We start from the raw sequence: 25540 nt of genomic DNA, 5'->3' as shown, positions 1-25540 counted from the left end.
GCAAGGTGCCTCCGCTTTTTTCCGGGCAACCGGACCGCAACGCTGCCACTTTGCCAAATTCAGACTTTGACGTTAAGTGAAGCTGATCGAGCAGCAGCAGAAGCGACACAGAGTGGCATCGGACAACACCAGTTCCCCCGGAAACCGGGCCCAGCTTCCCACCGACAGCCGACAGGCGCGCCAGATTGCGCGCAGGCGTTTGATCGCCGACTACGTCAACAGCCGCCAGAGTGCGCGCATCGACGAGATTTCGAAACGCTTCGGCATCAGCCTGATGACGGTCCATCGCGATATCGACACGCTGGTCGAGGACGGGCTTGTCTCGAAGTCCCGCGGTGTGATCACCTCCAGAACCAGTGCTGCTGGTTTACCTGAACCGGCTGATACCGCGGCAACTGACGACGGCGACTATCAGGCGATCGCAGCGGCCGCTGCGGATCTGATCCAACCCGGCCAGACCGTTTTTCTCGCAGGTTCCCCGATCCTGAGGCACGCAGCCAGGCACCTCGCCAGCAAGGTGCCGCTCACCATCGTGACCAACTCCCTCGATCTGATGAACGATTTCCGCGAACTTCCCGATATTTCTCTCATCGGGCTCGGCGGGACTTTCAAATCCTGGTCTGGCTGTTTCCACGGTCTGCAAACAATCCGGGAAATCAATGACATCGATGCGGATGCGGCGATTGTCTCTGCGGATGCGATCTTCGAGGAAAAGACCTTCTACGAGACCGAAGAAGACCTGGCCGTTCGGAATGCGATGCAGGAAAAGGCCAAGCGGATCATCCTGGTTGCCAGCCATGGGATGTTCGACAAGAAGGCCTTTTACGGTGGCAACGATCTTCGTGACTACGACGCGGTTGTCGTGAATTCCGCCGTTCCCCCGCTGCTTGTCGACCGAATGCTGTCCAGAAAAATCCACGTCCGGCTTGCCTGAGATCCTCTCGACAATTCTTGTCTCCAGACATTCGTAACATTGTCGTCTTTTGTTGCAACGAAATGACAAATGTTACTTAATGTTGCCAAAAGTCAGATTCACTAATCGGCGGATTGGACTATCGGCCGAAATCGTGCAATTCAGATCGGCAACAAAGGGGGGAGCGGTCATGACAATGGAACCGTCTCGAGAGGTCAATCGCCGCGTACCTGCGGAGTTTGACGATGTCGTCGTCTGGGCAGCCTGGCTCTATTACGAAGAATCGCTCAACCAGAGCGACATTGCCGGCATCATCGGTGTCTCGCGCGCGACCATCGTGAACTATCTTCAAGAAGCACGAGAGCGGGGTGTCGTTCGCATCGCCATGGATGCGGGCGTCATGGCACGTTCCGATCTCTCACGGGAGATATGCGAACGCTTTGGCCTCAGCGAAACGCTGGTGGTGCAGCATCAACCCGGCGCGGATGCCCAGACACGGCTATTGACCCTTGGTGCAGCCGGTGCGCGCCAGCTGGAGCGGATGATCGACCCCGGTGAGATCCTCTGTGTTTCCTGGGGCAAGACTGTTCTTGCGGTTGCCGACGCGTTGAAACCCATGAGCGACGTCGACGGGGTCACGGTGGTTCAGGTGACAGGAGCAGCGACCAGCAAGCGCGACTTTTCCGCCGAACTCTGCACCGCAATCATGGCCCGTAAGCTTGGTGCGATCAGCATGAACCTGAATGCACCGGCTGTCCTGTCCAGCGCAGACCTGTGCCAGGCGCTGCGACGGGAACCTGCCCTCGAACGCCAGTTCGACATGATCCGGCAAGCCCGTACGATCGTTTTCGGGCTCGGCGGCCTTGGGCCGGAAAGCACCATCCGCTTTGCCGACATCGCGACGGACGAGGAAATCGACGCTTACGGTGAAGACGGCGCGAAAGCCGTTCTGATCTGCCGGTTCCTCGATGAGGAGGGCAATCAGATCACGCGGGAATTCGACAAGCGCATGATGGGGATCGAACTCGACGAACTGCGCGCCATTCCACGCCGGCTTTGCGTGGCAGGCGGCTTGTCAAAGCTCGAGGCAATCCGCGCAACGCTGAAGGGTGGCTATGCAACCCATTTTGTCACCGACCTGGAAACGGCGCGGGCCCTCCTCAAGGGCTGAGGCCCGCGCGTACCGTCGGTCAGGCAAGAACCTTTGCCGAATTCATGAAGTTGACGGTGTCCTCGAAGCTCTTGATGCCCGCGTCAGACCCAAGCCCCGTCGCCACAAGCGCCGCCGAGGCCTGCGCAAAGTTCAGCGCAGTCTTCAGATCCATCTTGTGGTGAAGGGCCGTGATGAACCCGGCATCGAAGGCGTCGCCGCAACCGGTCGTATCCACGACGGAAATTTCGAACGCTGGCTGGCGGACAAACTCGCCCTTGTGATCCATGAAGCAGACGCCATCACCGCCGAGCGTGAAGACACACTGCTTGACGCCGCGATCCAGGAAAAAACGTCCTGCTTCCTGGATGTCACCTGCACCGGAAATCAGACGGGCTTCTTCGATCGACGGCATGAAATAATCGACATGCGGAAGCAGCGGCAGGAGCAGGTCGATTGTGTTTTCGTTGGCTCCCAGCAGATCGAAGGTGACCGTGCGGCCACGTTTCTTGGCTTCCGCCAGAAGTCTCGCACTCGGCTCGCCGTCCAGTTTGGCCAGCAGTCCGGTTCCACCCAGGTGAATGATTGACGGCGCCAGCACGGCATCAAGCATGTCGGCGGGGACATCGAAATGATCGGACGCGCCGCGCTGGTGCAGGGCCGGACGGTCACCGTTGCGGCGCACGTTCAGGATGGTTGCCGACGTCGGTACGCCCTCGAGCCGCTGCATCAAGCTGGTGTCGACCTTGAACCGGCTGAGCGTCGACAGCACGAAGTCGGCCTTTTCATCGTCGCCGACGGCTCCGACGGCCAGACAGTTCAGCCCGAGTTTTGCCAAATCGATCACCGTACCGCCTGCAGTACCGGCAACGGTCAACCGAATTTCGTCGATGAACTCGACGTTGCCGCCCTCGGGGATCCCATCGACCGGACGACCGAGAACGTCAAGAATGTAAAGGCCTATGACAGCAGCATCGTGGCTCATTTTTCCTCCCGGGAAATTATGTTTCAGGCGCGGTTGCGCAATGCGAAGATCGTGCCCGCCAGCAGGATGAAGGCGCCGATGATGGCGAGCTGAAGCGTGCTGGGGATACCGATGAAGACAAGAACGTTGCTGACCAGCGTGATCAGGACAACGCCGAGCAGTGTGCCGACCACGGTTCCCGAACCGCCGGTGATCTTGGCGCCGCCGAGCACCACTGCCGCGATGATTTCCAGTTCCATGCCTGCAAGGTCGAACGGGTTAGCGAGCCGGTTCGAAGCGACATGCACGATACCAGCGACACCAGCCAGAAGGCCGGCCCAGCCGAAGACGAACAACCGGACATAGAACAGATTGAAACCGAGGCGCTCGGCAATGCCCGGATTGCCGCCAGCCGCGAAGATCGCCCGTCCCATGAGCGTTCTTTCCAGGATGAACCAGGTCGCAAAAGCCGCCGCGACAAGCACCAGCACTGTTGCCGGCAAGGTCGAGATCACACCATTGGTGCCATGCCACGTGATCAACGAGGCTTTCCCGAAGCCATCCATTGCGGCCGGAATATTCATGAACAGGGCCGTTCCGATGAACGTCAGCAGGAAACTGCGAATGAAGTACTGGGTGCCGATGGTGACAATCAGCGAAGGCGTGCGCAGCGCATGGACCAGAAGCCCGTTGACCACGCCGAAAGCAGCTCCTCCGGCGGCGGCCAGCGGCAGGATGACCCAGATCGGCATGCCCGGAAACACATTCGTGACCAGCATGGTCAGCGCGTACATGACGAAGGCTGCAATCGCGGTAAACGATACATCGATCCCGCCGGCGGCAAGAACGGCAAGCACGCCCATCGCAAAGATGCCGCGGACCACCGAGGCCCGCAGAATGTCGAAGAGATTGTTGACCGCCAGAAAGTCCGGATTGGCAATCGCAACGCCGATCACCGTCAGGATGACGAGTGCAAGCGTGAACAGCTCCGGTCTGCGGCCCATCAGATCCCAGATGCGCTTGAACACGCCGGGTCCGCTGTTGGTAAGGGTCATGTCGGTCACTGTGCGGCTTCCTCGTCCATGTTCGCCGACGCTTCCGTCGCCGGGCCTGCAGCCATTGTCTGGTAGATCCCGTCTTCATCGACCTCTTCGGCCGCATAATCTGCGACGATCCCACCCTGTCGCATGACGAGAATGCGGTCGCAGTTCTGCAGCAGCTCGGGAAGGTCATCGGAAATGATCACGACAGCCATGCCGTCGTCCGCCAGACGCTGAATGATGCGGAAGATCGTGTCCTTCGAGCCGACATCGACGCCGACAGTCGGGCCGTGCAGTACCAGAAGGCGTGGTTCGATGGTGAGCCAGCGTCCGATCAGAACCCGTTGCTGGTTACCGCCCGAAAGCGACTGCACCGGCACCGTGACATCGGGCGCGACCACCTGAAGATCAGTGATCTGGTCTTCGGAGAGCTTGCGCGCCTTGCGCTGGCTGATCATTCCGAAGAAATTGCGAAGCCTGTTCAGCACGGGCAACGTGACGTTGTCCTGAATGGATTTCTCCAGGAACAGGCCTTCAGTCAGGCGGTCTTCGGGAACATAGCCGACGCCTTCCCTGATGGCTTCGGCCGGTGAGCGCAGGGCAACCGACCGGCCGTCCAGACGGATCGTGCCGCGCTCTGCCGGGACGACACCGGACAGCGCAAGGGCCAGCTCGTTGCGGCCGGAATCCAGAAGGCCGGTCACACCCAGAATTTCCCCCTTGCGCACCGTGAACGAGAGGTTCTTGAAGGCACGTCCCTGGCTCAGTCCTTCGACCTGAAGCAGTGTATCGCCGATTTTCGGTTCGGTCCGATACCGGGCCTCGGAAATCTCGCGACCGGTCATCAGATGACCGATTTCGGCCTTGTTGGTGGTGGTCACGTCGCGCTCGGCAACCTTCTGACCGTCACGCATGATGATGGCGTGTCCACCAAGCGACTTCACCTCGTCGAGCTTGTGCGTCACAAACAGGACCGTCACGCCCTTGTCCAAAAGCTTCCGGACGACGGAAAGCAGGTAGTTCACCTCCTGCCGAGTGAGCGAAGTGGTCGGCTCATCCATGATGACGAGCCGTGCCTCTGCGGCAATGGCGCGAGCAATCGCGACCAGCTGCCGGGTTGCAAGAGGAAGCGTGTCAATTCTGCGCGTCAGGAAGGCACGGTCCGTCGGCAGATGAACCTGCTCAAGAGCCTTGGCCGCAGTTTCGTAAAGCGCGCCCAACTTCAGCCTCCGGGCGAGACTGCCGTCTGCCTCCACGAGCTGACCTGTGAGGGCGACATTTTCGGCAACCGACAGATTGGGGAGTAGGGAAAGGTCCTGATAGACGGTCTCGATGCCCGCACGCAGGGCACCGATGGCACCGAGATCGCCTGCGACCTCGCCTTCGGTCTGCACGCCATCGATGAAGATCTGTCCCGATGTCGCCGGTTGGGCGCCAGAGATGATCTTGATCAACGTGGACTTGCCGCAGCCGTTTTCACCCATGAGATGGTAGATCTGTCCGGCATGAAGCGTGACGCTGACATCCTTCAGCGCCTGCACGCCGCCGAACGACTTGCGCACATTGCGGATCTCTAGAAAAGGCGCCGTGCCTGTCTTTTGAGACTGAGCGGGCTGGGGCTGCATGGTGACGTCCTGTGAATTCGATAGGTTCGGGGACGCGGTGTTCCCGCGCCCCCTGTTTTGCAGTCGTGTGTCAGAGGATCAGAACGGGTATTCGCCGTAGTTTTCCTTGCCGACATCAACCCAGGCCTGACCCTGAATGATGATGCCCTTGCCCGGACCCTGGCTCACCTTGACCGAGTTGTAGCCCTGCACGCCGAGGTCGGCGCCATCGGTGATTTCTTCGCCGTTGAGGATCTTTTCCGAAACGACGTTCATCACGTAGCCGGCATCCTTCGGATCCCAGAAGTAGATCCGGTCGACAGCGCCGGTCTCCAGGTAAGGTCCGGTGTCCTTGGGCAGACCCAGGCCGAAGACGCAGGTCTGATCAGACCGGCCAGCTTCCTCGATCGCACGGCCGATGCCGATGACGTCGATTGCGGAGGAACCCTGGAAACCCTTGATGTCCGGATAGGCGCGCAGGATTTCCTTGGCCTTCTCATACGCCTTGTTGGCGTCGTTGAAGGATTCGTTTTTCGCAGCAACCAGTTCCATGCCCGGATACTTTGCTTCCGCGTTGGCCGCACCGGCATCAACCCACTGGTTGTGCGTCAGGCTGCCGAGCGAGCCGACGAAGGTCGTCCACTTGCCTTCACCGCCCATGCATTCAGCCAGACCTTCGTTGATCTTGGTGCCGAACGCCGCGTTGTCGAAAGCTTCGATGTCGGCATCCGCGTTGACGATGCTGTCACCTTCATGGGCGATGACCTTGATGCCACGGCCTTGTGCACGGCGCAGCACGCCTTCCAGTGCGGACGGATCCATCGGCACTACCGCGATCGCGGATACGCCCTTGGCAACCAGATCCTCGATGATGCGCGCCTGCTGAGCGGCATCGGCCTGTGCCGGGCCGATCTGGGTGGCGTCGATAGCCTCCTTGTCCGCATTGAAGGCATCGACGCCTTCGTTCATGCGGATGAACCAGTTTTCGCCGGTAACCTTCACGACCGTCGTGATGGTCTGCTCGTCTGCAGCCAAAGCCGGGCCGGCAAGTATAGTGCTCAGGACGAGCGCGCTTCCAGCCAGTTTCTTGACTGATTTCATAGTCTTTCCTCCACGGTTTTTTAAAAGGGCTGTTCATTCTTGCGCCGCCCGGGATGCCCTCAGGCCCGCGGCGCATCCGTTCATTGCCTTGATGGCAACCAGATGCTGAAGTTCACGCGAGCCGAGGCCAGCAGGGCGAGCAGAAGGACACCCCAGGCAAGGTCGCGGAAGAAGTTCGAGATTCCGAGAAAGTTGAACAGGCTCGACAGGATCTGCAGCGCCGTTGCCGCAAGAAGAACGCACAGCACCTTGCCGTATCCGCCTTCCGGCTTCACGCCACCCAAAACCGCAATCAGGATCGCGATGAGGACATAGGAGCTGCCGTAATCCCATTTGACGGACAGATTGCGTGAAGCGATGACGACACCCGCGATAGAGGCCAGAATTCCGCAGATCGTATAGGTGATCACGATCATGCGGCGGGCCGGAATACCGCCATAGTGAGCGGCCTTCGCATTCGACCCGAGCAGCATCAGCTTCACACCGAAGGGCGTATAGCGCAGGACATAGGCAATCAGCGCGGCCACCACGACAAACAGCGTGAAGCACAGGGGAACGCCGAGAACGGGCAGGTTTCCAAAGCTGTCGAGCGGCGGAATATATCCGAGGCTGAGTGCCGATCCGTTGGTCAGCCAGACGGCGACACCGGTGAACAGCAGCTGGGTGCCGAGTGTCGCGATCAGCGGCGTCAGACCGGCAAAGGCGATGACTATTCCATTCAGAAGACCACCGACGAGACCGACCGCAATTGCAACGCCGGCGAACGTCCAGGAGAACAGCAGCGGATCGTCACCCGGCACGACAAGTGCACGAACGACCAGAAACGAAACGATGCCGGAAAGATTGGCCAGGGCGATACCGGAAAGATCGATACCGCCGTTCCCGGAGATCATGGCCAGGGTCACGCCAAGCGCCAGCAGGCCGAGCTCCGGTACCTGGGCAGCCATGATCTGCAGGTTATAGCTGTCGATAAAATTGGCACCTGCAAGCAGGGCACCGGTGACCAGCACGATCACATTGATCAGCGCCAAAAACACCGTCTGTCGGTCAGCTCTAGGCAACAATCTTTCCTCCCAGGGGCCGGAGCGTTTGCACTCCGGATCGTTAATTGTATTTAGACAAGGGTATCTGACAAATGTCAATCACCCTGATTCAAGGTTTGACAATTCACCTTTAACCCATTGTCTTTTCGTCATTTTCCACCCTTCTGCTCACCGAGTTCCGTCAGTGCAGGAGTGTGGCAGGGATGGTCGAGAAGGGTGATAAGCTCGTCGTCCAGCTTCATCAGCGAGAGCGACACTCCCTTCATGTCCAGCGAGGTGAAATACGGTCCGACGAAGGTGCGGTGAACGCCGATGCCATGCGCCTTCAGACGCTGGCGAACACGGCGTGCCAGAATGTAGAGTTCCATCGTCTGGGTGCCGCCGAGCGAGTTGATGAGCAGCGCCACGCGATCGCCGCGCACCGGTGCCATCTCGCTCAGAATGCGGTCCAGAAGCAGATCCGCGGCATCATCCGCCTTGACGATCTTCTGCCGCATCACACCGGGTTCACCGTGGATGCCGACCCCGATCTCCATCTCGTCCGGACCGACCTCGTAACTCGGCTGACGGGTATCGGGCAGCCTTACCGGCTCCAGGGCCAGACCCATCGTGTAGGTACAGTCGACCGCGCGCCGCGCAACGATTTCGCAGGCCTCGAGCGAGGCATTGAGATCTGCCGCAGCCCCCGCGATCTTGAAAACGAAGACGTTGCCGGCAACACCCCGGCGCGACCCGCGGGCATCCGGTGGTGACGAGGCGATGTCGTCTGTCGTCACAACCTGACGAACACGAATTCCCTCCGCGGCCGCCATTTCGGCAGCCATGTCGAAGTTCATGACGTCACCGGAGAAGTTTCCGTAGATATAAAGAAGCCCGGCATCGCCATGAACTGCACGGCTCGCAGCCAGAATCGGATCAGGCGGCGGCGCGGCAAAGATGTTGCCCATGACGGCAGCATCAGCGCAGCCCTGGCCGACATAACCCCAGAACCCGGGGTCATGGCCCGAACCGCCCCCTATGACGATGCCGACCTTGCCGGACCTCGGCCCGTGCCGCACCATCACGGCACGATGGGTCCCCGGCACCTTGGCAAGCAAGGGTTCATGCGCCAGCAGAAGACCGTCGATACTCTCGTCGACAATGTCCCGTGCTTCGTTGATCAGTTTCTTGTCGCCGCCGTGATGGACGCGCGGTGCAGCCCCGTCGACAACAGGGGCCGGGACTTGCGAACGCCGCTTCGGCTCCTGCCAGCCATCCGCCGTGAGCACACCTCTTGCACTGGCCGCATCGGTGATCAGCACGTTGACGTATCCGCCACGCAGCGCAGCAAGGATCGCCGAAACCTTTTCAATGCCGCCGGCAACGGCAATGCGCTGCGGGATTGCCCGCAACGCTGCAAGATCAAGGCCGATCGTCCGATCGTTGACCGGACCGATGACCGGTTCCCCACGTGCCGAGATGAAGCGCCCGCTGACGCTGCCGACCGCGTCCTGATAATGCGCTTGCCGGTCGACCCCGTCGAGAAAGCCGCTTGTGTGAATTGTGCTTTCCGGGCGCATCGACGAAATGCCCATCACGATGCGATTGGCTTCCGAAAGAACGACCATCTGCTCGGACAAGACGGTTTCGGCCAGCAGCCGTTCGCGCATTTCCGGCGAGGATACGATGGCAGGTGCCGACAGGGGCACCCAACGAGCCCCGAGCGCTTCGGCAAGGCGCGCGGCGCAAGCCTCCGGGGTCCAGGGTATACGCGCCGTCGTGCTGCCGGACGCCTGAACAACGCGAATGTCGGCAAGGCCCGGATGGTGCATTTCCTCGGCAAGGGACAGAACAGACCGGCCCCAGGCCACTGCAATCGTATCGCCGGCGCGCACCAGCCTCTTGAGCACCTGCGCACCTGCAGCGCCAAGCCGTTCGAACAGAGAGCGATCACCGCCTTCGCTGGGATGACCAGGCAATCCTGCAGGTTGAAGCGGTCCTTCATGGCCTTTGCGATCATGACCGAACGGAAGCGATCCGGTTCGATCTCGATATTGACCAGCCCCCGCGTGCGCGCATCGGCCAGATAGGTATTCACCGACGCCCGGGAAAGCCCCATGAGGTTGGCGATATCCGCCTGGGTCATGCCGTCTTCGTAATAGAGCCAGGCAGCCCACAGCAGCGGATCGTCGCCGAACCGCATCGGCATTTCACTCAGGACGGCCTTGTCGGATTTCCCGCCGGAACGCTTCACCATCAGCTTGCCTCCCCTTGCAGGAGGTTCGCGAGACCCTCGCGCAATGCGGCAATGATGATGACTGCGGAGGCGGCTCCCGGGTCGACATGCCCGAGGGATCTTTCACCCAGTCTTGCGGCCCGGCCGACGGAGGCGACCATGGCGCGCGTGGCTTCTCGCCCTTCGCTCGCCGCCTCCAGCGCGGCATCGAGGCAAGCAACCGGGCCTGCCCCGTTCTGTTGTGCTTCTGTTACGGCACGCGCAGCCGGCCCCCAGGCGTCCAGCATGGTCTTGTCGCCAGGGGTCGCCTTGCCCCGTTGTGCAATCCCGTCGCAGAAGCAGACAACCATCTCCGGGAGACGATCGACCGGAATATCCTGCTGCGCATCAAAGGCCTGACCAGCCCGAAGGAAGGCGCTGGCATAGAGCGGGCCGGTCGTTGCACCGACGGCATTCAGGAACGAGCGTCCTGCAATCGGCAACAGGGCACCGGCCTTCACGTCCTGGTTTGCAGCCTCAACGCATGCGGTAACGACCGCGGCAAATCCGCGTGCCATGGTGTTCCCATGGTCGGCATCACCGATGGCGCCATCCAGGGCGCCAAGTTCGGCACTTGCTTCGTCGATCCGCATCGAGACGATGCGGAGCAATTCGGTCATTTGCGTTGCGTTGAGGTTTGTCATGGTTCGTCTGCTGCTCCGTTTAGCCCAGCCTCTTTTCAAGTGAGTCGGCCAGTGCCACCAGGATAAGGCAGCAGGATGTCGCGCCTGCGTCCAGCACACCGCGCGATCGTTCGCCCAGACGGCTGGCACGTCCGATCTTCGCGACCAGATCGATCGTGCTGTCACGTCCCTGTTCTGCGGCCTTGCGCATGGCGGCAAGGGCAGCAACGAACCCTTGCGATTTCGCACCGTCAAAGGCTTCGACCGCCGGAACAAGCGTGTCGATCAGTGTCTTGTCGCCGACCTTTGCCGAACCGGTCCGGCGGACGCCTACAAGCGCGGCATTGAGAACGGCCGAGAACCCGACGGCATCGATGGCGGGGCGCCCCTGAACGGTCGTTGCCATTTCCTGGAACATGAAGCCGTACAATGGCCCCATGGATCCGCCGATCTCGCTCATCAGGACATCGGACAGAACGCTCATTGCCTCATCAAGTGAAAGGGACTTGCCGGAAATACGCTCCGCGGCACGACCAAACCCCTTGGCCATGTTGATCCCGTGATCACCGTCCCCGATCAGACCGTCTATTTCGGAAAGATAGGCCTTGTTCGCGACGATCACCTCGGCAACTTCCGCCACGATCTCCTGAGATCCTGCAACAGGCACAGAAGGTCCCTCGATGGTGACATCCTTTGCGACGGTGGACCGCGCTTCTTTTCGGCTTCCCCGTGACCTGTGGGTCGGAGCGCCTTCGGTAACTTCCGGTGCTTCGACCTTCCCGGTCGACATGCCCGGTGCCTCGGCGGCCATGTCCAGCAGCTCTTTCAGCTCACTGTCGAGCGCCATGACCGTCAAGGTCGCACCAATCATTTCCAGCGAGGTGAAGTAGTTGCCGACAAACGCCTTGTGCACACGAATGCCCTGCGCCTGGAGACGTGTCTCGATGCGGCTGTAGAGGACATAAAGCTCGTTCACGGGCGTGGCACCGAGACCCGAAACAAGCACGGCGACTTCCGCACCGTCCTCAAGTCCGTGATCATCGAGAACGATCTTCAGCATGTCGTCGGCCACGGCATCGGCAGAAGCGAGCTTTTCGACACGAACTCCGGGTTCGCCATGGTGACCTATGCCGACTTCCATCGTACCGGCTTCGATCGAAAAATTGGGATGACCCACAGCGGGCAAGGTGCAGGGCCCGAGACCCACACCAACGGACCGGCAGGCATCGATTGCCTTTTGCGCGGCCGCCTGCACTTCCGTCAATGACCCGCCGAGCGCAGCCTTCGCTCCGCCGATCTTCCACATGAAGATTTCTCCGGCGACACCCCGGCGCTTTTCCCGCTCGGAAAGCGGCGCAGAGCAGACGTCGTCGTTGGCCACCACCGTAACGACCTCGATGCCGTCGGGAGCCACCATTTCCTTGGCCATTTTCACGTTCATGTTGTCGCCGGCATAATTGCCATAAAGGACGGCAACACCCTTGCCGCCATCGGCGGCGCGGATCGCATCGGCAAAGCTCTTGGCGGTCGGTGAGGAGAACAGCTCGCCAACAGCGGTGGCGTCGACAAGGTTCCGGCCAGTATAGCCGATAAAGGCCGGCTCGTGACCCGATCCACCACCAGTGACGATACCCACACGACCTGGCCGCGGCGCTGTGGTGGACACGACAACACGGTCGTTTTCCGGATCCAGCCGGACAAGGTCGCTATGCGCCCTCACGAAGCCGGCAACGGTCTCGTCCACGAGGTTGTCTGGGTCGTTGATAAATCTCTGCATTCTCTTTCCGCTTGAAAAAACGTCACAGAAGGACTCAGCCCCGGAAGCCATGCGCGAGACGCCTTTGAACAAAGATCCGCGCTCGGCCAACCGAAGTTTCCGAGACTAGAGTGACGCTGATTAGCTCCTCCCTGAGCCGCCCTGAACGTGCAGGTCCGGTCTTGATGGGCTCTATGCTTCATCCGTATTTTGTCATTTGTCAAGCAAGAGTCGAATAATATCAAAAATTGACATTTTCCGTGTCGAGACGCTGTCGTCCAGCGACGCTACAGCATTGCAGCCGCAATCTCGGCCAGGGCCGGAACCGCATTCCCACTACCTAAGGTTTCGGTATCTGCACTTGTTTGGAGAACGAATTTCGATGCCGTCACTTTGACCTCGCTCCGTCCAAATCGACAGAACGGCGGGTAATGACCCACGGATCTAAGGAACTGATCTAAATGAGCATTCAGACATGCCCTTTGGCTGCTCTTATCGACTCAGGGAAGCGAAGGCCTTGCAGATGCCCACAGCATCGATCGCCTTTCGCCACCCCTCGAACGCCCGACGGCACAAATTGGCACTTTCTAGTTATGAGGGTAAAATTCACCCGGATGCGGAAGGTCGAAAATCCGCCTTGGACGGACCACTTCTTCCAACGGTCCGGCTTATGAAGAAGGTCAGTCCGATCAGTCCCGTCATGAGTGCCAGCCAGAAAAGGGAGCGGTCAGGGTGGCTGCCGATCTGGCTGAGCTGATAGGCGATCGTGGCACCGGAATAGGCAACAAACGTTGTCCATGCCGCAGCAAAGACGGCCCAACCGGCACCGATTTCCCGAGCAATCGCTGAAAGGGTCGCAACGCAGGGGATGTAAAGCAATACCGCCAGCATGTAGGCAAATGCAGCGCTTTGGCTGCCGAAGTACCTGGACATTTCGGCAAAGACGGCTGGCTGGACGTTCTGTTCGCCTGCCGCAGCTTCGAAACTGGATATGTCACCGACATCCAGTCCAAGCGGATCAAGCAGGGCATCCGCCAGGCCGAGCAGGGATTCGCCCAGGGCAAGCACCGTGGCTTGTGCGGTATCCATCGGATTGGGAACCACTTCACCTGCCGTTTCGCCGGAGGCGTAGAGAGCCTGCAGGGTTCCCACGACGGTTTCCTTTGCGAACATGCCGGTGAAAAGACCGACCGCTGCCGGCCAGTTGTCCGCACTGACGCCCATGGGTTCAAGAACGGGCGTAACCTGCCGGGCTGTGAGCGCCAGTATGGAGGTGCCATTGTCCTCATTGCCGAAGCTGCCATCGGGGCCGACGGAATTCAGAAACGACAGCAGCGCAACCACGATCACGATGGTCTTCCCGGCCTCGGCTACAAATTGCCGAATCCGGGCCCAGCAAAGCCGCAGGACCCTGGAAAGTGGTGGCATCTGGTAGATCGGGAGTTCGATTGCCAGAGGCCGGGGTCGCTGCAAGGTCAGCCTGGGAGCCAGCATCCAGCCGGTGAATAGCGCTGCCGCGATGCCGATCAGATACAGCGCGAAAACAACATTCTGGCCCCCAACCGGGAAGAAAGCAGCGGCGAACAGCGCATAGACCGGAAGGCGCGCCCCGCAAGACATGAAGGGCGCCATCATCGAGGTCAATATGCGCTCGGCGCGCGTGTCGAGTGTCCGCGTTGCCAGCACGGCCGGAATTGTGCATCCGAAGCCCAGCACAAGCGGCAGGAAGGCGCGGCCCGACAGTCCCAGACGACGCATCACACGGTCCGCGACCACGGCTGCGCGGGTCATGTATCCGCTTTCCTCCAGAAAGATCTGGCACAGGAACAGGAACCCGACCACCGGCACGAAGGTCCCAACCGTCTGAATGCCGGTACCGATTGCGCCGACGGCAATGTCGAGGACCGTGCCAGACAGCCCCAGCTGATGGAAAACGAGCGCTGGTGTATCGACAAAGGCGGCCTGACCGAGGCCGTCGAACAGATCGATGAAGACGCCGGACACATTGATCGTCAGGAAGAACAGGAGATACATAACGCCAAGAAACAGCACCGGGCCGAACCATGGCGAAAGGGCGATCCGGTCGAACCTGTCAGACAGAAATCTGCGACCTGCAGGGGGCGGCATATCAATGCGGCGCGCCAGAAGGGTTGCCTGTGCGAGGGGCGCGTCCGCCAGATACTGGTCAAGCAGCACGCCTTCCACAGGTCCAGTCTCCTCGATCAAACGGTCACGGATTTCAAGAAGGTCTTGTCTCGCGCGTTTTTCCGTCAGCCAGTCCCGTTCCATCAACCGGCGCGATGCGGCAACGGTGTTGGCGTTTTCATATTCGGGCCTGCCGTCCAGAACCTGTTGCAACGCCTCCAAGGCATCGCAGACCTTGCCGGGCAAGGATATCTGCTGAGGAGAGGAAACGTGCTGCCGATCTTGCAGGCAACGTGCAAGCTGGTCATGGAGCTGATCGAGCCCTGAAAGGGTTCTGCCGGAAACCGCAACCACTGGAACATTCAATTGTTCGCTCAGAACCCGCGCGGCTGCGTCCACGGCAGCCGACGTCCAGCAGTCGGCCTTCGTCAGAACCGCCACAACCGGCACGCCGTTGCCACGGGCCTGCAGCAACATGGACAATCCGCGATGCGGCGCGGACAGATCCACCGCAACAATCAGGGCATCATGCGCCACGTTGACGAGCGCGTCTCTGGCAACCCTTTCATCTATCCGTTCCGCCTGGGGAGCGGACAGGCTCGAGATTCCCGGCAGATCGACGAATTCAACGGTCAGACCCTTGATGACAGCCGTTCCGCTCTTTCGATCGACGGTCACGCCGGGCCAGTTGCCGATCGTTTGCCGGGCGCCGGTGAGCATGTTGAACAGCGTGGACTTGCCCGAATTGGCAGGGCCGAGCAGGAACACCCGGTACTGCGCCGGCGCACAGGGCAGAAGATCCCGCCGAACGCAACCGGGCGCGGCACAACTGGAACAGCCCATCAGACGTCCCTCCCCCGGAAAACGTGTTCGTGGGCTTGTTCCTTCTGGCGATTGCTATCGCAACCGCAGCCGCAGTTACAAGGAGAGAGATGGACCGACAAGGCCAGATCCGCGCCGATGGCGGCGCGAATGTCACCACAGGCCACGATGCGCGGCCGCAGACCGTTGCCGCGAAGAAGATTGATGACCGTGTCAGGTGCAAGCCCGGCCGCAAGAAGTTCCATGCGCGAGTGGCGTGTCTCGCCCAGGCAGACAACGTGATATGCCTTGCCCGGCACAGCATGCGCAAGCGTCAGAACATCCGCGCCATCGGCTGTCGGCGGCGGCATTATTTGTCCACTCTCGGTTTGAAGGATTGTTTCAGACATTGGCGAAGCCCTTCTTGTTCCGAATAAGGGCGTAGCACCGGGAGAACCCGACCCAATTGACCATAGTCAAGTCTGACAGGGGGCCCGGTCGCGGCAAAAGATCACAGATCGACCGGCAAAGGGCTGCCGGAGATCTAATTTCAGGCTGGTTCACCAGTCCATCGCCGCAGGCTGTCTCCCGGATCGATCCCCGCCGTTGCGAGCGCGCGGGCAGCAATCTGCTGGGTCATTTCCTCCATCGTTGAAAGGCCCAGATAAAACGGAGGCACCGGCGGTGCGACGATCGCACCCATGCGGGTGACCTTGAGCATTGCCTCCAGGTGCCCTTCGTGGAGCGGGGCTTCACGAGCCAGCAGGACAAGCTGCCTGCGTTCCTTCAGAGTGACATCTGCAGCGCGCGCCAGCAGTCCCTCCCCCGTGCCGTAGGCGATGGCAGCGAGGCTGCGCATGGAACAGGGCGCGACGATCATGGCATCCATCTGAAAGGATCCGCTGGATATGGGTGCGGCGACATCCGAAGCGGCATATTCCTGCGTCGCGAGATCGTGGATTTCCCGGCGTGCCGCATCGCCCAACTCAAGCTGTATCGTCCGTTCCGCCGCAGCGCTCACCGTGGTGAAGGTGTCGAGCCTGAGTGCCTTGCACAACCGCAGAATTTCAAGTGCAATTGCCGCACCCGACGCCCCGGAAATGCCGATTACAAGTCGTTTGCGCCGGCTCATGGGTGCACCTCGGCCGCAGGTGTCCGGCACAGCTGCGCGAAGAGGCTGTCAGCACGCGTTTCCATCTCCGCCGGCATGGTCAGTTTCTCCGCAAACCTCCGTGCCGTCTCTGCGCCAATCTTGATCGTCGCATCAATGCCGAGCTTGCCTCCCAGTCCCTCGCGCGGGCTGGAAAAGTCCAGTTGATCGACCGGTGTTCCGGTCAGGACGAGCAGGTCGCGCTCCGGGTCGGACCGTGTCGCGACAGCCCACATGACATCGTCCCAGTTCCGGATGTCGATGTCCTGATCGACAACGATCACGTATTTGGTCATCGAGAACTGCGGCAAGAGTGACCAGAAGCCCATCATCGCCCTCCGTGCCTGACCGGGATAGGTCTTGGCGATCTGAAGGACCGCCACTCTGTAGGAGCAGGTCGCAGGGGGCAGATGGACATCGATAATTTCCGGAATTGCCTGTTGCAGCAGCGGGCGGAAGAGACCCGTCATGGCCTCGCCGATAACAGAGGGTTCGTCGGGCGCCCTGCCGGTGAAGGTCGACAGATAGACGCAGTCCCGGTGCATCTTCATGGCCTTCAGCCGGAACACAGGATAATCGGCGGCTTCGTTGTAGTAACCGGTGTGATCGCCAAAAGGTCCTTCCAGCGCCGTCTCTCCCGGCTGGACCTCTCCCTCCAGGACAATCTCGGAACTCGCCGGGACATGAAGATCGATCGTATCGCAGGGAGCAAGCTTTGATGGCGTGCCGTTGAAGATGCCGGCCAGCGCCAGTTCACTCACGTTTGCCGGAGCCGGGATAACGGACGCCAGCAAGGTTGCCGGATCGCAGCCGATTACCACGGCAACAGGCATTGCCTCGCCTGACTGCTGCCACTGGCGGTAATGCTGTGCACCGCCGCGAAACGGCAGCCAACGCAAGATTGCCCTGTCCTTGTCCAGCACCTGGATCCGGTAGATGCCGAGATTATAATTCCTGGGATCGTCCTTGCTGGGACGACGGGTAACGACCATTCCCCAGGTGATCAGCGGTCCCGCATCGCCCGGCCAGCAGGTCTGGACCGGAAGCTGCGAGAGATCCGGCTCAACCCGGTGAAGATCCTTGGGAACGCCAGTCATCTTCGGCCTTGAGTTAAGCCCTGCCTTTGCCATCGGGATCAGGGTTCCAGCCTCCCGCCAGGAAGCTGGCGGTTGTGGACTGCGCAAGCTGGCCAGAAACTGTCCGAGGTCGGGCAGGTTTTCGGGGTGAAGACCCAGTCCGTTCGCAACGCGCTTCGAGGTGCCGAAGAGATTGATCAGAAGGGGTGCGGCAAAACCGCCCCGGTCTGCCCGGACTGGATTGGAAACGAGGACCGCGGGACCGGCACTCCCGATCACCTTCTGATGCAACGCGGTCGCTTCAAGATGAACATCCACGGGGGTGCTCAGGGTCTTCAGATCGTCTTCACGATCCAGAAAATCCAGGAATTTCCGCAAGTTGGGAAAGGGAGGCAGGTCGCGACCGGTCTTTTGCATCGTGGTTCCAGCAAGACATGCGCGTGTGGCAACACGCTGCTCAGAGTGTCCGGCGATATCGGCAGAACGACCGATGCCTGCCTTGATAATTGTCAAGTTGGCAAGGGGCGATGCCGGTCTAGGCTCCGCTCACAGAAAGTGAGATCCGGATGCAAACACACCCCTCTTCGGAAAGCCTGCCACCACTCGTTTCCTCCCTTGTTTCGCCCCTGCCGAAACCTCCAATGGAAGCGCTGCTCTCGACCCTCACGAAACGCCTCGTCGCACGCCGTCCGGATCTGATCCGCAGGCTCGGCGACGTTGTCCAGGTGCCGATCGCGATCGTCCCGGACGATTTGCCCCACGCCTTTCTTCTGTCACTAGATCCGGACAACTCCAGGGTCCGAATCTGTGACAAGAGCCGGATCGGCGATGCCAGGGCGATCGTGCGCGCTCCCTTTCTGGTACTGCTGGGACTGCTGGACGGCACCTATGATGGCGACGCCCTCTTCTTCAGCCGTGATCTTCGTATCGAAGGCAGGACAGAGCACGTGTTGGCCCTGCGCAACACGCTGGAAGAGGCAGATCTCACCCCGGGCGAATTCTTCGGCCTGAGCGGACAATCGGCCGACTGGGTCAACACCATCAGCGACAAGCTGCTGGGCCAGGTTCGTGCCTTTGCGCAAAAATCCGCCCAGGCTGACTGTTCCCGGCAGAAACTCTCATGACATCACCTGAAGCAAAGCCGTTGGAACTGGTTTGCCCGGCAGGAACCCCTGCCGCGTTACGCGCAGCAGCGGAAGCCGGTGCCGACGCGATCTATTGCGGCCTTGCAAACGAGACCAACGCGCGCAACTTTCCCGGACTGAACTTCTCGCCGGAAGAGCTGGCGGAGGGCGTTGCCTTTGCCCACCGCAAGGGGTCCAGGGTGCTGGTCGCGATCAACACGTTTGCCCGGGCCGGAGATGTCGGTTTGTGGCGAGAGGCCGTTGATACGGCTGTGCAATGCAGGGCCGACGCCGTCATTGCCGCAGATCTTGCCGTTCTCGATCATGCGGCAAGCAACCATCCGGAACTGAGGCTTCATCTATCCGTGCAGGCGGCCGCCAACACGCCCGAGGCGATCCGGTTCTATGCGGACACTTTCGGGGTGAAGCGCGTCGTCCTGCCCAGGGTGCTGTCGGTGCCTGAAATCGCAAGTCTGAACAAGGAAATCGACGTTGAAACCGAGGTCTTCGTTTTCGGCGGGCTCTGCGTGATGACAGAGGGCAGATGCTCGCTTTCCTCCTACGCCACGGGCAAGTCGCCGAACCTGACCGGCGTGTGTTCGCCGCCGGAACATGTCGACTACACCGAAGACGCCGATGGCAAACTTCAGGCCCGGCTCGGCGGGTTCACAATCGACAGTTTCGAGCAAGGCCAGGCAGCCGGTTATCCGACGCTCTGCAAGGGCCAGTTCACCGCGGAAGGCAAGACCGGCTACCTGTTCGAGGACCCGGTTTCCCTCAATGCCTTCGAGCTTCTCGGAGACCTTTCCAAGGCGGGTGTCACAGCGCTGAAAATCGAAGGTCGCCAACGCGGCAAGGCCTATATCGCGGGCGTCGTCGGCGCGTTCCGGAAGGCGGTCGACAGTCTTTCAGACGGCGGCGACCCCGGCCCGGCCATCGGCGCCTTGAAAGCCTTTTCGGAAGGCGGTCGTCAGACCGCAGGCTCCTACAAGAAAACATGGCGATAGATGATGCCGGACCATCCGAAAATTGAACTTGCGCTCGGGCCCTGTTTCTTCAACTGGTCTGCGGAGCGGCTTGTCGACTTCTACCGCGGCATCGCCGAGGAAGCGGACATCGACCGCGTGTATCTGGGTGAAGTTGTGTGCGGCAAGCGCATGCCGTTCACCGATGCACTCTGGCCGGACATCATGGAGATGCTGACCAAGGCCGGTAAACAGGTGGTCCTGTCGGGGCTTGCGCAACCCGTCAACAAGCGGGAACGGGAGATCCTGCGCCAGCAGGCCGGTTATGACATGCCGATAGAGATCAACGATCTGTCGATGGTCCCGGGTCGCGCTGGCCAGGAATTCACGGCAGGCCCGTTTCTGAATGTCTATAACGAAGCCAGCCTCAGACTGCTTGCCGACAGAGGAGCCACGGCCTGGTGTCCTCCGGTCGAGCTGCCTCTTGATTCGATCCAGAAAATCGCCGCGCTCGTGCCGGAGGTGGACATTGAACTCTTTGCGTTCGGCAGGCTTCCACTCGCACTCTCCTCCCGTTGTTATCATGCAAGGGCACATGGGCTGCGCAAGGATGCCTGTCAGTTCGTCTGTGATCGCGACCCGGACGGAATGAACATCGCCACACTGGACGATCGCAGGTTCCTGGCGGCAAACGGAATTCAGACCCTGTCGGATGCCGTTCATGTTGCTGGCGTAACCAGCGGACAATTGCAGGCAACGGGTATCCGCCGGCTACGACTGTCTCCTCATTCGCTGGACATGGTGAAGGTCGCCGGCACATTCAGGCGTTTTCTGGATGGCGAGCTGACATGTGAAGACTTGAATGCAGAGCTCGCAGGCCAAGGCCTGCCCGGCCCTGTCTGCAACGCCTATCTCGCAGGAGATGCAGGATGGAAGACAGCAACACTCCCGGCCTGAGACCGGGTACCGAAGCGCGAAGCGAACCATTTCCGGATGTCATCGAGCAGATCCACCGTGAACTGCAACGCCTGGACATGCCCTGTACGTGCAAGGAACAACTGGACCGGACGATCGTCGCCATAGAAACCTGGAGAACCCTCAAGCTGCAGAGGGACCTGACCGGCAATATCGAGACCGAGTATGCCCAGATGGCGTCCGGCATATCCTTTCTGAGCGACCTGGCGCTCCTCAGCCGCAAGCCGCTGACACCGCAGGAGATGGTCGATCATGCCGAAAGCCTCAAGTTTCTGGCGGACATGGCGGATCGGTGTGCCCGGCGGCTGACGGAATTGGCCAGAATTTCCGGCAAGACCTGACGACTGCTGCCTTACGGCATCAGCGTTGCCACGGGATCGACACCTGCAAACAAGGGGTGCGCAACAGCCAGGACAATGTAGAGCACAAGCCCTGCCGTTGCCCTGAAAAGGATTGCTTGCCAGTTGACCGGAGCCACGCTGGACGAACGCTTCATGTCGGCAAGCAGGCAAATCCAGGTATTGCCCATTTCCCTTTGTTTGCGCCGATCGATCAGTTTCATGCCCGCCAGGGAGAAAACCGCAAACGTTCCGAACAGGATGACGTGTGCCAGATCTCCGTTCGGAACAACATGCGCCACTGACCACAGAAACGCAGCCACCAGGATCGGGTGACGGGTCAGGCCGACGATGCCTGGACGCTCGGGATCGAACCGGTTGTTGTGCCGCCCGCCGAAGGAGAACGGGTTTGGTGCACCGATCCCGAAGGCGAGGATCAGACAGACGGGCAGCATCATCAATACGGGTACATAGGTCTGCCAAGTCTCCCAGGGCCAAAGCGCAACGTATGGCGCATCACGGGCTGCCACAATCAGCCACCACAGGATCCCCAGCGAAAGCAGCGAATAGCAGAGTGAAAACCCGCGCGGTGAGAGGAAGGCGACCAGAAGCGGACGAATCGGCGGCCTGACCAGAACCATGTGGGAGGCGAAGAAGACCAGGAAGGCCGCGATAAAATTGAGCCAGTTGAGGCTGGGCATGGCAGGGGCGCTCTCTACAGGAACACGTTTCCGGAGCCTGGCAGCCCCGTCGATATACATGACTCTTATAGTCATGAATCCAATCCGACTTGACGATGGTCAAGACACTTGCAGACCCGTCTTGGGATCATGAGCCAAGGGCCCTTCGGCCTGTTTCATCTTCAGCTGCATTTGCCGGCCTGCCGGCAGAAACACCCTGAAAGGCAAGCTCATGATGGCAACTCATCGTTTTGGGGCATTGGGCAGCCCTACCCGGATCCCGACAGTGTTGACCGCCGGGTTCAGGTTCTTTTTCCTCTCCGCAGGCATTTTTTCGGTATTTGCCATGCTCGCCTGGACAGTCTGGCTCGGTGTGCACGCCGCCGGAGGCACCTTTATCTCCACACCCATGGCCATGGCACCGCACCTCTGGCACGCGCATGAAATGGTTTTCGGCTATACGGCTGCCGTGATTGCAGGGTTCTTCGTGACAGCAGTGCCCAACTGGACCGGAACGAAGGAAGCCGGTTCGCTGTTTGTCATTGCCAGTGGCACGGTCTGGCTTGCCGGACGGTTTGCGATCTGGTTTTCCAACAGCATCGACCCGGTGATCGTTGCCGCGGTAGACCTTGCCTTTGTCCCGGTCCTCTCCACCGCCGTACTCGGGCGCCTTGCTCGCAAATCCCAGGCCCGCAACATGGTGTTTCTGGCCCTGCTGACGGCTCTCCTCACCGGCAATCTGATGATGCATCTGGAGTGGATCGGCTGGACGGACGACACCGCCCAGGCTGGTGTTCGGATGGGAATATTCACCAGTACGGCCATGATCGCGATTATCGGTGGCCGGGTCGTGCCGGCGTTCACGCGCAACGCCCTGCTTCGGGTGGGCTATCAAGGGTCCCTGCCCGTGTCGCGTGTCTGGCTGGACCGGGCAGGTATCCTGCTTGTGCTGCTGACAGCTCTCGCATTCCTGCCGTTTGTGCCTGAGGTGTTGCGTGGTGGGCTTTGCCTGGCGGCCGGGCTGGTCACGCTATTACGTCTTGCCGGTTGGCAAGGCTGGGCGGCGCGAAGGGAACCGATCCTCTGGATCCTGCATGCCGCCTATCTGCTGCTTGGGTCCGGGTATCTGGTTTACGGTGTGACTTTACTGACCGGCGAATACTCCGAAACGGCTGCCCTGCATCTGCTTGCTGCCGGAGCAATCGGCAGCATGACACTTGCAATGATGACGCGCGCCTCGCTCGGTCACGCGGGTTTGCCGTTGAAGGTGTCGAGGCCGATCGTGCTCGCCTATGTGCTTCTGATCGCCGCCGCGCTGGTGCGAAGTTTCGGGCTCAGCGCCCTCGGCTATTTCGAAACCATGCTGCTGTCGGGCAGTTTGTGGATCATGGCCTTCGCTTTGTATGTCGGGGTCTATTTCCCGATCCTGACAACACCTCGAATACGTAAATAAACATATTTTTCAAGGCGTTCACCAAAAGTGGGCGCTTTTTTTTGATGTCCCCAAAATCATTTCCACACACTTGACTATCGTCAATGTCCCGACCACCGCAAAGGCCGACAACGAACCCCAAGAGAAAACACACGACTTCTTGGAGCGCGTCTCGTGGGTCATCCCCGTCACATTTTTCTGTTCGCCTTCCTGAGCATCGCTGTCGCCCTGGGTCTGGTGGGAATCGCACCGGTCAAGGCAGATGAAGCGCTGGTCCAGCATTACCTCGACAAGGTAGCGCCGGGCGAACTCGTGCCGGGGGCCGAAACTTTCGGCCCGCTGAAGAACGATGTTCCGGTCGTGCCTGCCCTGAAAGGCAAAGACACGCTCGGCTGGGTTTACCTGACTTCGGATTTCGTCTCCACAACGGGCTATTCCGGCAAACCGATCCACACTCTTGTCGGGGTCGACAAGGACGCCGTCATCACGGGTGTCCGACTGGTCAAACACTCCGAACCGATTGTCCTGATCGGAATTCCGGACAAGAAAATCCGTGCGGTCACGGAAGGCTATGCAGGTCTCGACCTGAAGGCGGAAGCCGCCAGTGGTGGCTCGGCACACGATCTCGACATCATATCCGGCGCGACCGTGACCATCATGGTCATCGACGATTCCATCATCCGTTCGGGCCTGAAGGTTGCACGGACCCTGGGTCTGGGTGGTCTTGCTTCCGAAGTTGCGGAGAGTGGCCCGCAAAGGGAAGTCGATACCGGCAAGAAAGACATCAGTGACTGGATGACGTTGACCGGTGATGGCTCGGTACGGCGCCTCTCCCTGGATGTTGCTCAGATCAACGAATCCTTTGTGAGCCAGGGTGACAAACGTGCGGTCGACAGGCCTGAAAAAGGCCCGGAAACCGACACTTTCATCGACCTCTACCTCGCTCTTGCAGATGTACCTTCAATCGGCCTGTCTCTGTTGGGCGAAGCGGAATATGCCAACCTGATGGCACGGCTGAACGACGGCGACCATGCCATTCTTGTGGCCGGCCGGGGACGCTATTCCTTCAAGGGGTCCGGTTATGTGCGGGGCGGGATCTTCGACCGGATCCAGCTCATCCAGGACGATGTCTCGGTTCGTTTCCATGACCGCCAGCACAACCGCGTCGGAACCATCGCCGCGGAAGGTGCCCCGGCATTTTCCGAAATGGACCTCTTCATCATTCCGGCAGACTCAGGTTTCGATCCTGCCAAGGAATTCCGGCTGCAGCTGCTCGTGCAGCGCCCGGTCGGGCCGATCGAAAAGGTGTTCCTGACGTTCGACCTCGGCTACCGCCTGCCCGACAGTTATCTGAAGACCGTTGCACCAGCCGCAGCGCCTGCCGCAACTTCGGGTCAATCCAGCGGAGCCGTCGCGGAAAAGGACACAGGTGTCCAGGCCCTCTGGAAACGGATCTGGAATGACCGCAAGACGGACGTTCTGATCCTTGGCGCTGCCATCGCCGTGCTCACGCTGGTGTTCTTCTTCCAGATGCAGGTGACCCGTAACGAGCGTTTCACCTTCTGGTTCCGCATCGGCTTCCTCACCTTCACGCTGGTCTGGCTCGGCTGGATGGAAAACGCCCAGCTGTCGGTGGTCAACGTGCTGGCCTTCTTCTCCGCCCTCACGAGCGACTTCAGCTGGGACGCCTTCCTGATGGATCCGCTGGTGTTCCTGCTGTGGTTCTCCGTGGCTGCTGCCCTTCTGTTCTGGGGACGCGGCGCCTATTGCGGCTGGCTGTGCCCCTTCGGCGCCCTGCAGGAGCTGACCAACCGTATCGCCAAGCTGTGCCGTATCCCGCAAATCGAAGTGCCGTGGGGTCTGCATGAGCGCCTGTGGCCGGTGAAATACATCATCTTCCTGGGTCTGTTCGGACTGTCGCTCTATTCACTCGATGTGGCCGAACACTATGCCGAGGTCGAACCCTTCAAGACGGCCATCATCCTGAAGTTCCAGCGCGCCTGGCCCTTCGTCCTGTTCGCGGTGGCCCTGCTGGCAGCCGGCCTGTTCATCGAGCGGTTCTACTGCCGGTATCTGTGCCCGCTCGGCGCGGCCCTCGCGATCCCGGCACGGCTGCGGATGTTCGACTGGCTGAAGCGGTACCGCGAGTGCGGCAACCCCTGCAACCGCTGCGCCAAGGAGTGCATGGTCCAGGCCATCCATCCCGAAGGCCACATCAATCCCAACGAGTGCCTGAACTGCCTGCACTGCCAGGTTCTGTATCAGCACGACCAGAAATGTCCCGTTTGCATCAAGAAGCTCGCGAAAAGACGGCGGTTCGAGGTGCAGACCGGTCTCGTCAAGCCGGACACAAAAGCCAAGGCGGAAACGCCGGTGCCGGCCAAATAACCTTCAAAAGGCAACCTA

Annotated in this window: 20 protein-coding genes and 1 pseudogene; 8 read left to right on the top strand and 13 right to left on the bottom strand. The window is 60.3% G+C overall.

Features of this window, described 5'->3' with window-relative positions:
• Positions 1 to 112 precede the first annotated feature (112 nt).
• Both B0E33_RS29460 and B0E33_RS29455 read left to right on the top strand, forming a co-directional pair.
• Positions 113 to 934, top strand: coding sequence for a DeoR/GlpR family DNA-binding transcription regulator (locus tag B0E33_RS29460; protein WP_167579701.1), 822 nt, complete (start codon positions 113 to 115; stop codon positions 932 to 934).
• A gap of 169 nt (positions 935 to 1103) precedes the next feature.
• The gene (locus B0E33_RS29455; RefSeq protein ID WP_023014444.1) at positions 1104 to 2084 is read left to right on the top strand and encodes a sugar-binding transcriptional regulator; all 981 of its coding nucleotides are present in this window, start codon (positions 1104 to 1106) and stop codon (positions 2082 to 2084) included.
• A gap of 19 nt (positions 2085 to 2103) precedes the next feature.
• On the opposite strand, the gene B0E33_RS29450 is transcribed toward B0E33_RS29455, so the two are convergent.
• The 12 genes and pseudogenes from B0E33_RS29450 to B0E33_RS29395 form a co-directional block, all read right to left on the bottom strand.
• Complete coding sequence (locus B0E33_RS29450; RefSeq protein WP_077294264.1) at positions 2104 to 3048, bottom strand: carbohydrate kinase family protein; 945 nt, start codon at positions 3046 to 3048, stop codon at positions 2104 to 2106.
• 23 nt (positions 3049 to 3071) lie between these two features.
• Positions 3072 to 4082: an ABC transporter permease gene (locus B0E33_RS29445; protein WP_031269518.1), complete on the bottom strand. Its 1011-nt coding sequence runs from the start codon at positions 4080 to 4082 to the stop codon at positions 3072 to 3074.
• Between the two features lie 5 nt (positions 4083 to 4087).
• Entirely contained in the window at positions 4088 to 5692 is a 1605-nt protein-coding gene (locus B0E33_RS29440) for a sugar ABC transporter ATP-binding protein (RefSeq protein WP_077294261.1), read from the bottom strand.
• 78 nt (positions 5693 to 5770) lie between these two features.
• Positions 5771 to 6772, bottom strand: a complete 1002-nt coding sequence (locus tag B0E33_RS29435; RefSeq protein WP_023001443.1) for a substrate-binding domain-containing protein — start codon at positions 6770 to 6772, stop codon at positions 5771 to 5773.
• Positions 6773 to 6852: 80 nt separating this feature from the next.
• Entirely contained in the window at positions 6853 to 7833 is a 981-nt protein-coding gene (locus B0E33_RS29430) for an ABC transporter permease (RefSeq protein WP_077294620.1), read from the bottom strand.
• A 131-nt stretch (positions 7834 to 7964) separates the two neighbouring features.
• Positions 7965 to 10051: pseudogene (locus tag B0E33_RS29425) on the bottom strand (bifunctional sugar-binding transcriptional regulator/dihydroxyacetone kinase subunit DhaK).
• The gene (gene dhaL, locus B0E33_RS29420) at positions 10051 to 10713 is read right to left on the bottom strand and encodes a dihydroxyacetone kinase subunit DhaL (protein WP_023014445.1); all 663 of its coding nucleotides are present in this window, start codon (positions 10711 to 10713) and stop codon (positions 10051 to 10053) included. Before dhaL (B0E33_RS29420) ends, B0E33_RS29425 begins: the two are co-directional and overlap by 1 nt.
• A gap of 19 nt (positions 10714 to 10732) precedes the next feature.
• On the bottom strand, positions 10733 to 12469 hold the full coding sequence (gene dhaL, locus B0E33_RS29415) for a dihydroxyacetone kinase subunit DhaL (protein ID WP_077294616.1): 1737 nt from the start codon (positions 12467 to 12469) through the stop codon (positions 10733 to 10735).
• 585 nt (positions 12470 to 13054) lie between these two features.
• On the bottom strand, positions 13055 to 15436 hold the full coding sequence (gene feoB / locus B0E33_RS29410; RefSeq protein ID WP_077294258.1) for a ferrous iron transport protein B: 2382 nt from the start codon (positions 15434 to 15436) through the stop codon (positions 13055 to 13057).
• Entirely contained in the window at positions 15436 to 15765 is a 330-nt protein-coding gene (locus tag B0E33_RS29405) for a ferrous iron transport protein A (protein WP_077294255.1), read from the bottom strand. The genes feoB and B0E33_RS29405 overlap by 1 nt, the downstream gene beginning before the upstream one ends.
• 179 nt (positions 15766 to 15944) lie before the next feature.
• Entirely contained in the window at positions 15945 to 16526 is a 582-nt protein-coding gene (locus tag B0E33_RS29400; RefSeq protein ID WP_077294252.1) for a UbiX family flavin prenyltransferase, read from the bottom strand.
• Positions 16523 to 18037 (bottom strand): UbiD family decarboxylase, encoded by a 1515-nt coding sequence (locus tag B0E33_RS29395; protein WP_228148151.1) that lies wholly within the window; start codon positions 18035 to 18037, stop codon positions 16523 to 16525. Before B0E33_RS29395 ends, B0E33_RS29400 begins: the two co-directional genes overlap by 4 nt.
• A 149-nt stretch (positions 18038 to 18186) precedes the next feature.
• Between B0E33_RS29395 and ubiT the strand changes: the two genes are divergently transcribed.
• The 4 genes from ubiT to B0E33_RS29375 are packed head-to-tail and all read left to right on the top strand — an operon-like array spanning position 18187 to position 21025.
• Positions 18187 to 18744 (top strand): ubiquinone anaerobic biosynthesis accessory factor UbiT, encoded by a 558-nt coding sequence (ubiT, locus tag B0E33_RS29390; protein ID WP_075281785.1) that lies wholly within the window; start codon positions 18187 to 18189, stop codon positions 18742 to 18744.
• Positions 18741 to 19751, top strand: a complete 1011-nt coding sequence (gene ubiU / locus B0E33_RS29385) for a ubiquinone anaerobic biosynthesis protein UbiU (RefSeq protein ID WP_077294246.1) — start codon at positions 18741 to 18743, stop codon at positions 19749 to 19751. Before ubiT ends, ubiU begins: the two co-directional genes overlap by 4 nt.
• Positions 19752 to 19754: 3 nt before the next feature.
• A complete protein-coding gene (ubiV, locus tag B0E33_RS29380; protein WP_077294613.1) occupies positions 19755 to 20666 on the top strand; it encodes a ubiquinone anaerobic biosynthesis protein UbiV in 912 nt (303 codons plus the stop codon).
• Positions 20639 to 21025: a hypothetical protein gene (locus B0E33_RS29375; protein WP_077294243.1), complete on the top strand. Its 387-nt coding sequence runs from the start codon at positions 20639 to 20641 to the stop codon at positions 21023 to 21025. The genes ubiV and B0E33_RS29375 overlap by 28 nt, the downstream gene beginning before the upstream one ends.
• Positions 21026 to 21036: 11 nt before the next feature.
• Here B0E33_RS29375 and B0E33_RS29370 read toward each other — a convergent pair whose 3' ends face one another.
• Positions 21037 to 21798: an NnrU family protein gene (locus tag B0E33_RS29370; protein ID WP_228148150.1), complete on the bottom strand. Its 762-nt coding sequence runs from the start codon at positions 21796 to 21798 to the stop codon at positions 21037 to 21039.
• Between the two features lie 250 nt (positions 21799 to 22048).
• Here B0E33_RS29370 and B0E33_RS29365 point away from each other — a divergent pair, with 250 nt between their 5' ends.
• Both B0E33_RS29365 and B0E33_RS29360 read left to right on the top strand, forming a co-directional pair.
• Entirely contained in the window at positions 22049 to 23155 is a 1107-nt protein-coding gene (locus B0E33_RS29365; protein ID WP_265733578.1) for an NnrS family protein, read from the top strand.
• A 153-nt stretch (positions 23156 to 23308) separates the two neighbouring features.
• Positions 23309 to 25522: a NosR/NirI family protein gene (locus tag B0E33_RS29360; protein WP_156912571.1), complete on the top strand. Its 2214-nt coding sequence runs from the start codon at positions 23309 to 23311 to the stop codon at positions 25520 to 25522.
• Positions 25523 to 25540: the final 18 nt, after the last annotated feature.

It is taken from the genome of Roseibium algicola (genome assembly GCF_001999245.1).
In the GTDB taxonomy this organism is placed as follows: domain Bacteria; phylum Pseudomonadota; class Alphaproteobacteria; order Rhizobiales; family Stappiaceae; genus Roseibium; species Roseibium algicola.
Note: the sequence above shows the minus strand (reverse complement) of the source record. Positions and strands in the feature narration are given on the sequence as shown.

Excerpts from the sequence above, each read along its gene's own strand:
- B0E33_RS29455 (WP_023014444.1), top strand. The coding sequence starts at position 1,104 with ATGACAATGGAACCGTCTCGAGAGGTCAATCGCCGCGTACCTGCGGAG.
- B0E33_RS29450 (WP_077294264.1), bottom strand. The coding sequence starts at position 3,048 with ATGAGCCACGATGCTGCTGTCATAGGCCTTTACATTCTTGACGTTCTC.
- B0E33_RS29445 (WP_031269518.1), bottom strand. The coding sequence starts at position 4,082 with ATGACCCTTACCAACAGCGGACCCGGCGTGTTCAAGCGCATCTGGGAT.
- B0E33_RS29440 (WP_077294261.1), bottom strand. The coding sequence starts at position 5,692 with ATGCAGCCCCAGCCCGCTCAGTCTCAAAAGACAGGCACGGCGCCTTTT.
- B0E33_RS29435 (WP_023001443.1), bottom strand. The coding sequence starts at position 6,772 with ATGAAATCAGTCAAGAAACTGGCTGGAAGCGCGCTCGTCCTGAGCACT.
- dhaL (WP_023014445.1), bottom strand. The coding sequence starts at position 10,713 with ATGACAAACCTCAACGCAACGCAAATGACCGAATTGCTCCGCATCGTC.
- dhaL (WP_077294616.1), bottom strand. The coding sequence starts at position 12,469 with ATGCAGAGATTTATCAACGACCCAGACAACCTCGTGGACGAGACCGTT.
- feoB (WP_077294258.1), bottom strand. The coding sequence starts at position 15,436 with ATGGGCTGTTCCAGTTGTGCCGCGCCCGGTTGCGTTCGGCGGGATCTT.
- B0E33_RS29405 (WP_077294255.1), bottom strand. The coding sequence starts at position 15,765 with ATGCCGCCGCCGACAGCCGATGGCGCGGATGTTCTGACGCTTGCGCAT.
- B0E33_RS29400 (WP_077294252.1), bottom strand. The coding sequence starts at position 16,526 with ATGAGCCGGCGCAAACGACTTGTAATCGGCATTTCCGGGGCGTCGGGT.
- B0E33_RS29395 (WP_228148151.1), bottom strand. The coding sequence starts at position 18,037 with ATGCAAAAGACCGGTCGCGACCTGCCTCCCTTTCCCAACTTGCGGAAA.
- ubiT (WP_075281785.1), top strand. The coding sequence starts at position 18,187 with ATGCAAACACACCCCTCTTCGGAAAGCCTGCCACCACTCGTTTCCTCC.
- ubiU (WP_077294246.1), top strand. The coding sequence starts at position 18,741 with ATGACATCACCTGAAGCAAAGCCGTTGGAACTGGTTTGCCCGGCAGGA.
- ubiV (WP_077294613.1), top strand. The coding sequence starts at position 19,755 with ATGCCGGACCATCCGAAAATTGAACTTGCGCTCGGGCCCTGTTTCTTC.
- B0E33_RS29375 (WP_077294243.1), top strand. The coding sequence starts at position 20,639 with ATGGAAGACAGCAACACTCCCGGCCTGAGACCGGGTACCGAAGCGCGA.
- B0E33_RS29370 (WP_228148150.1), bottom strand. The coding sequence starts at position 21,798 with ATGACTATAAGAGTCATGTATATCGACGGGGCTGCCAGGCTCCGGAAA.
- B0E33_RS29365 (WP_265733578.1), top strand. The coding sequence starts at position 22,049 with ATGCTCGCCTGGACAGTCTGGCTCGGTGTGCACGCCGCCGGAGGCACC.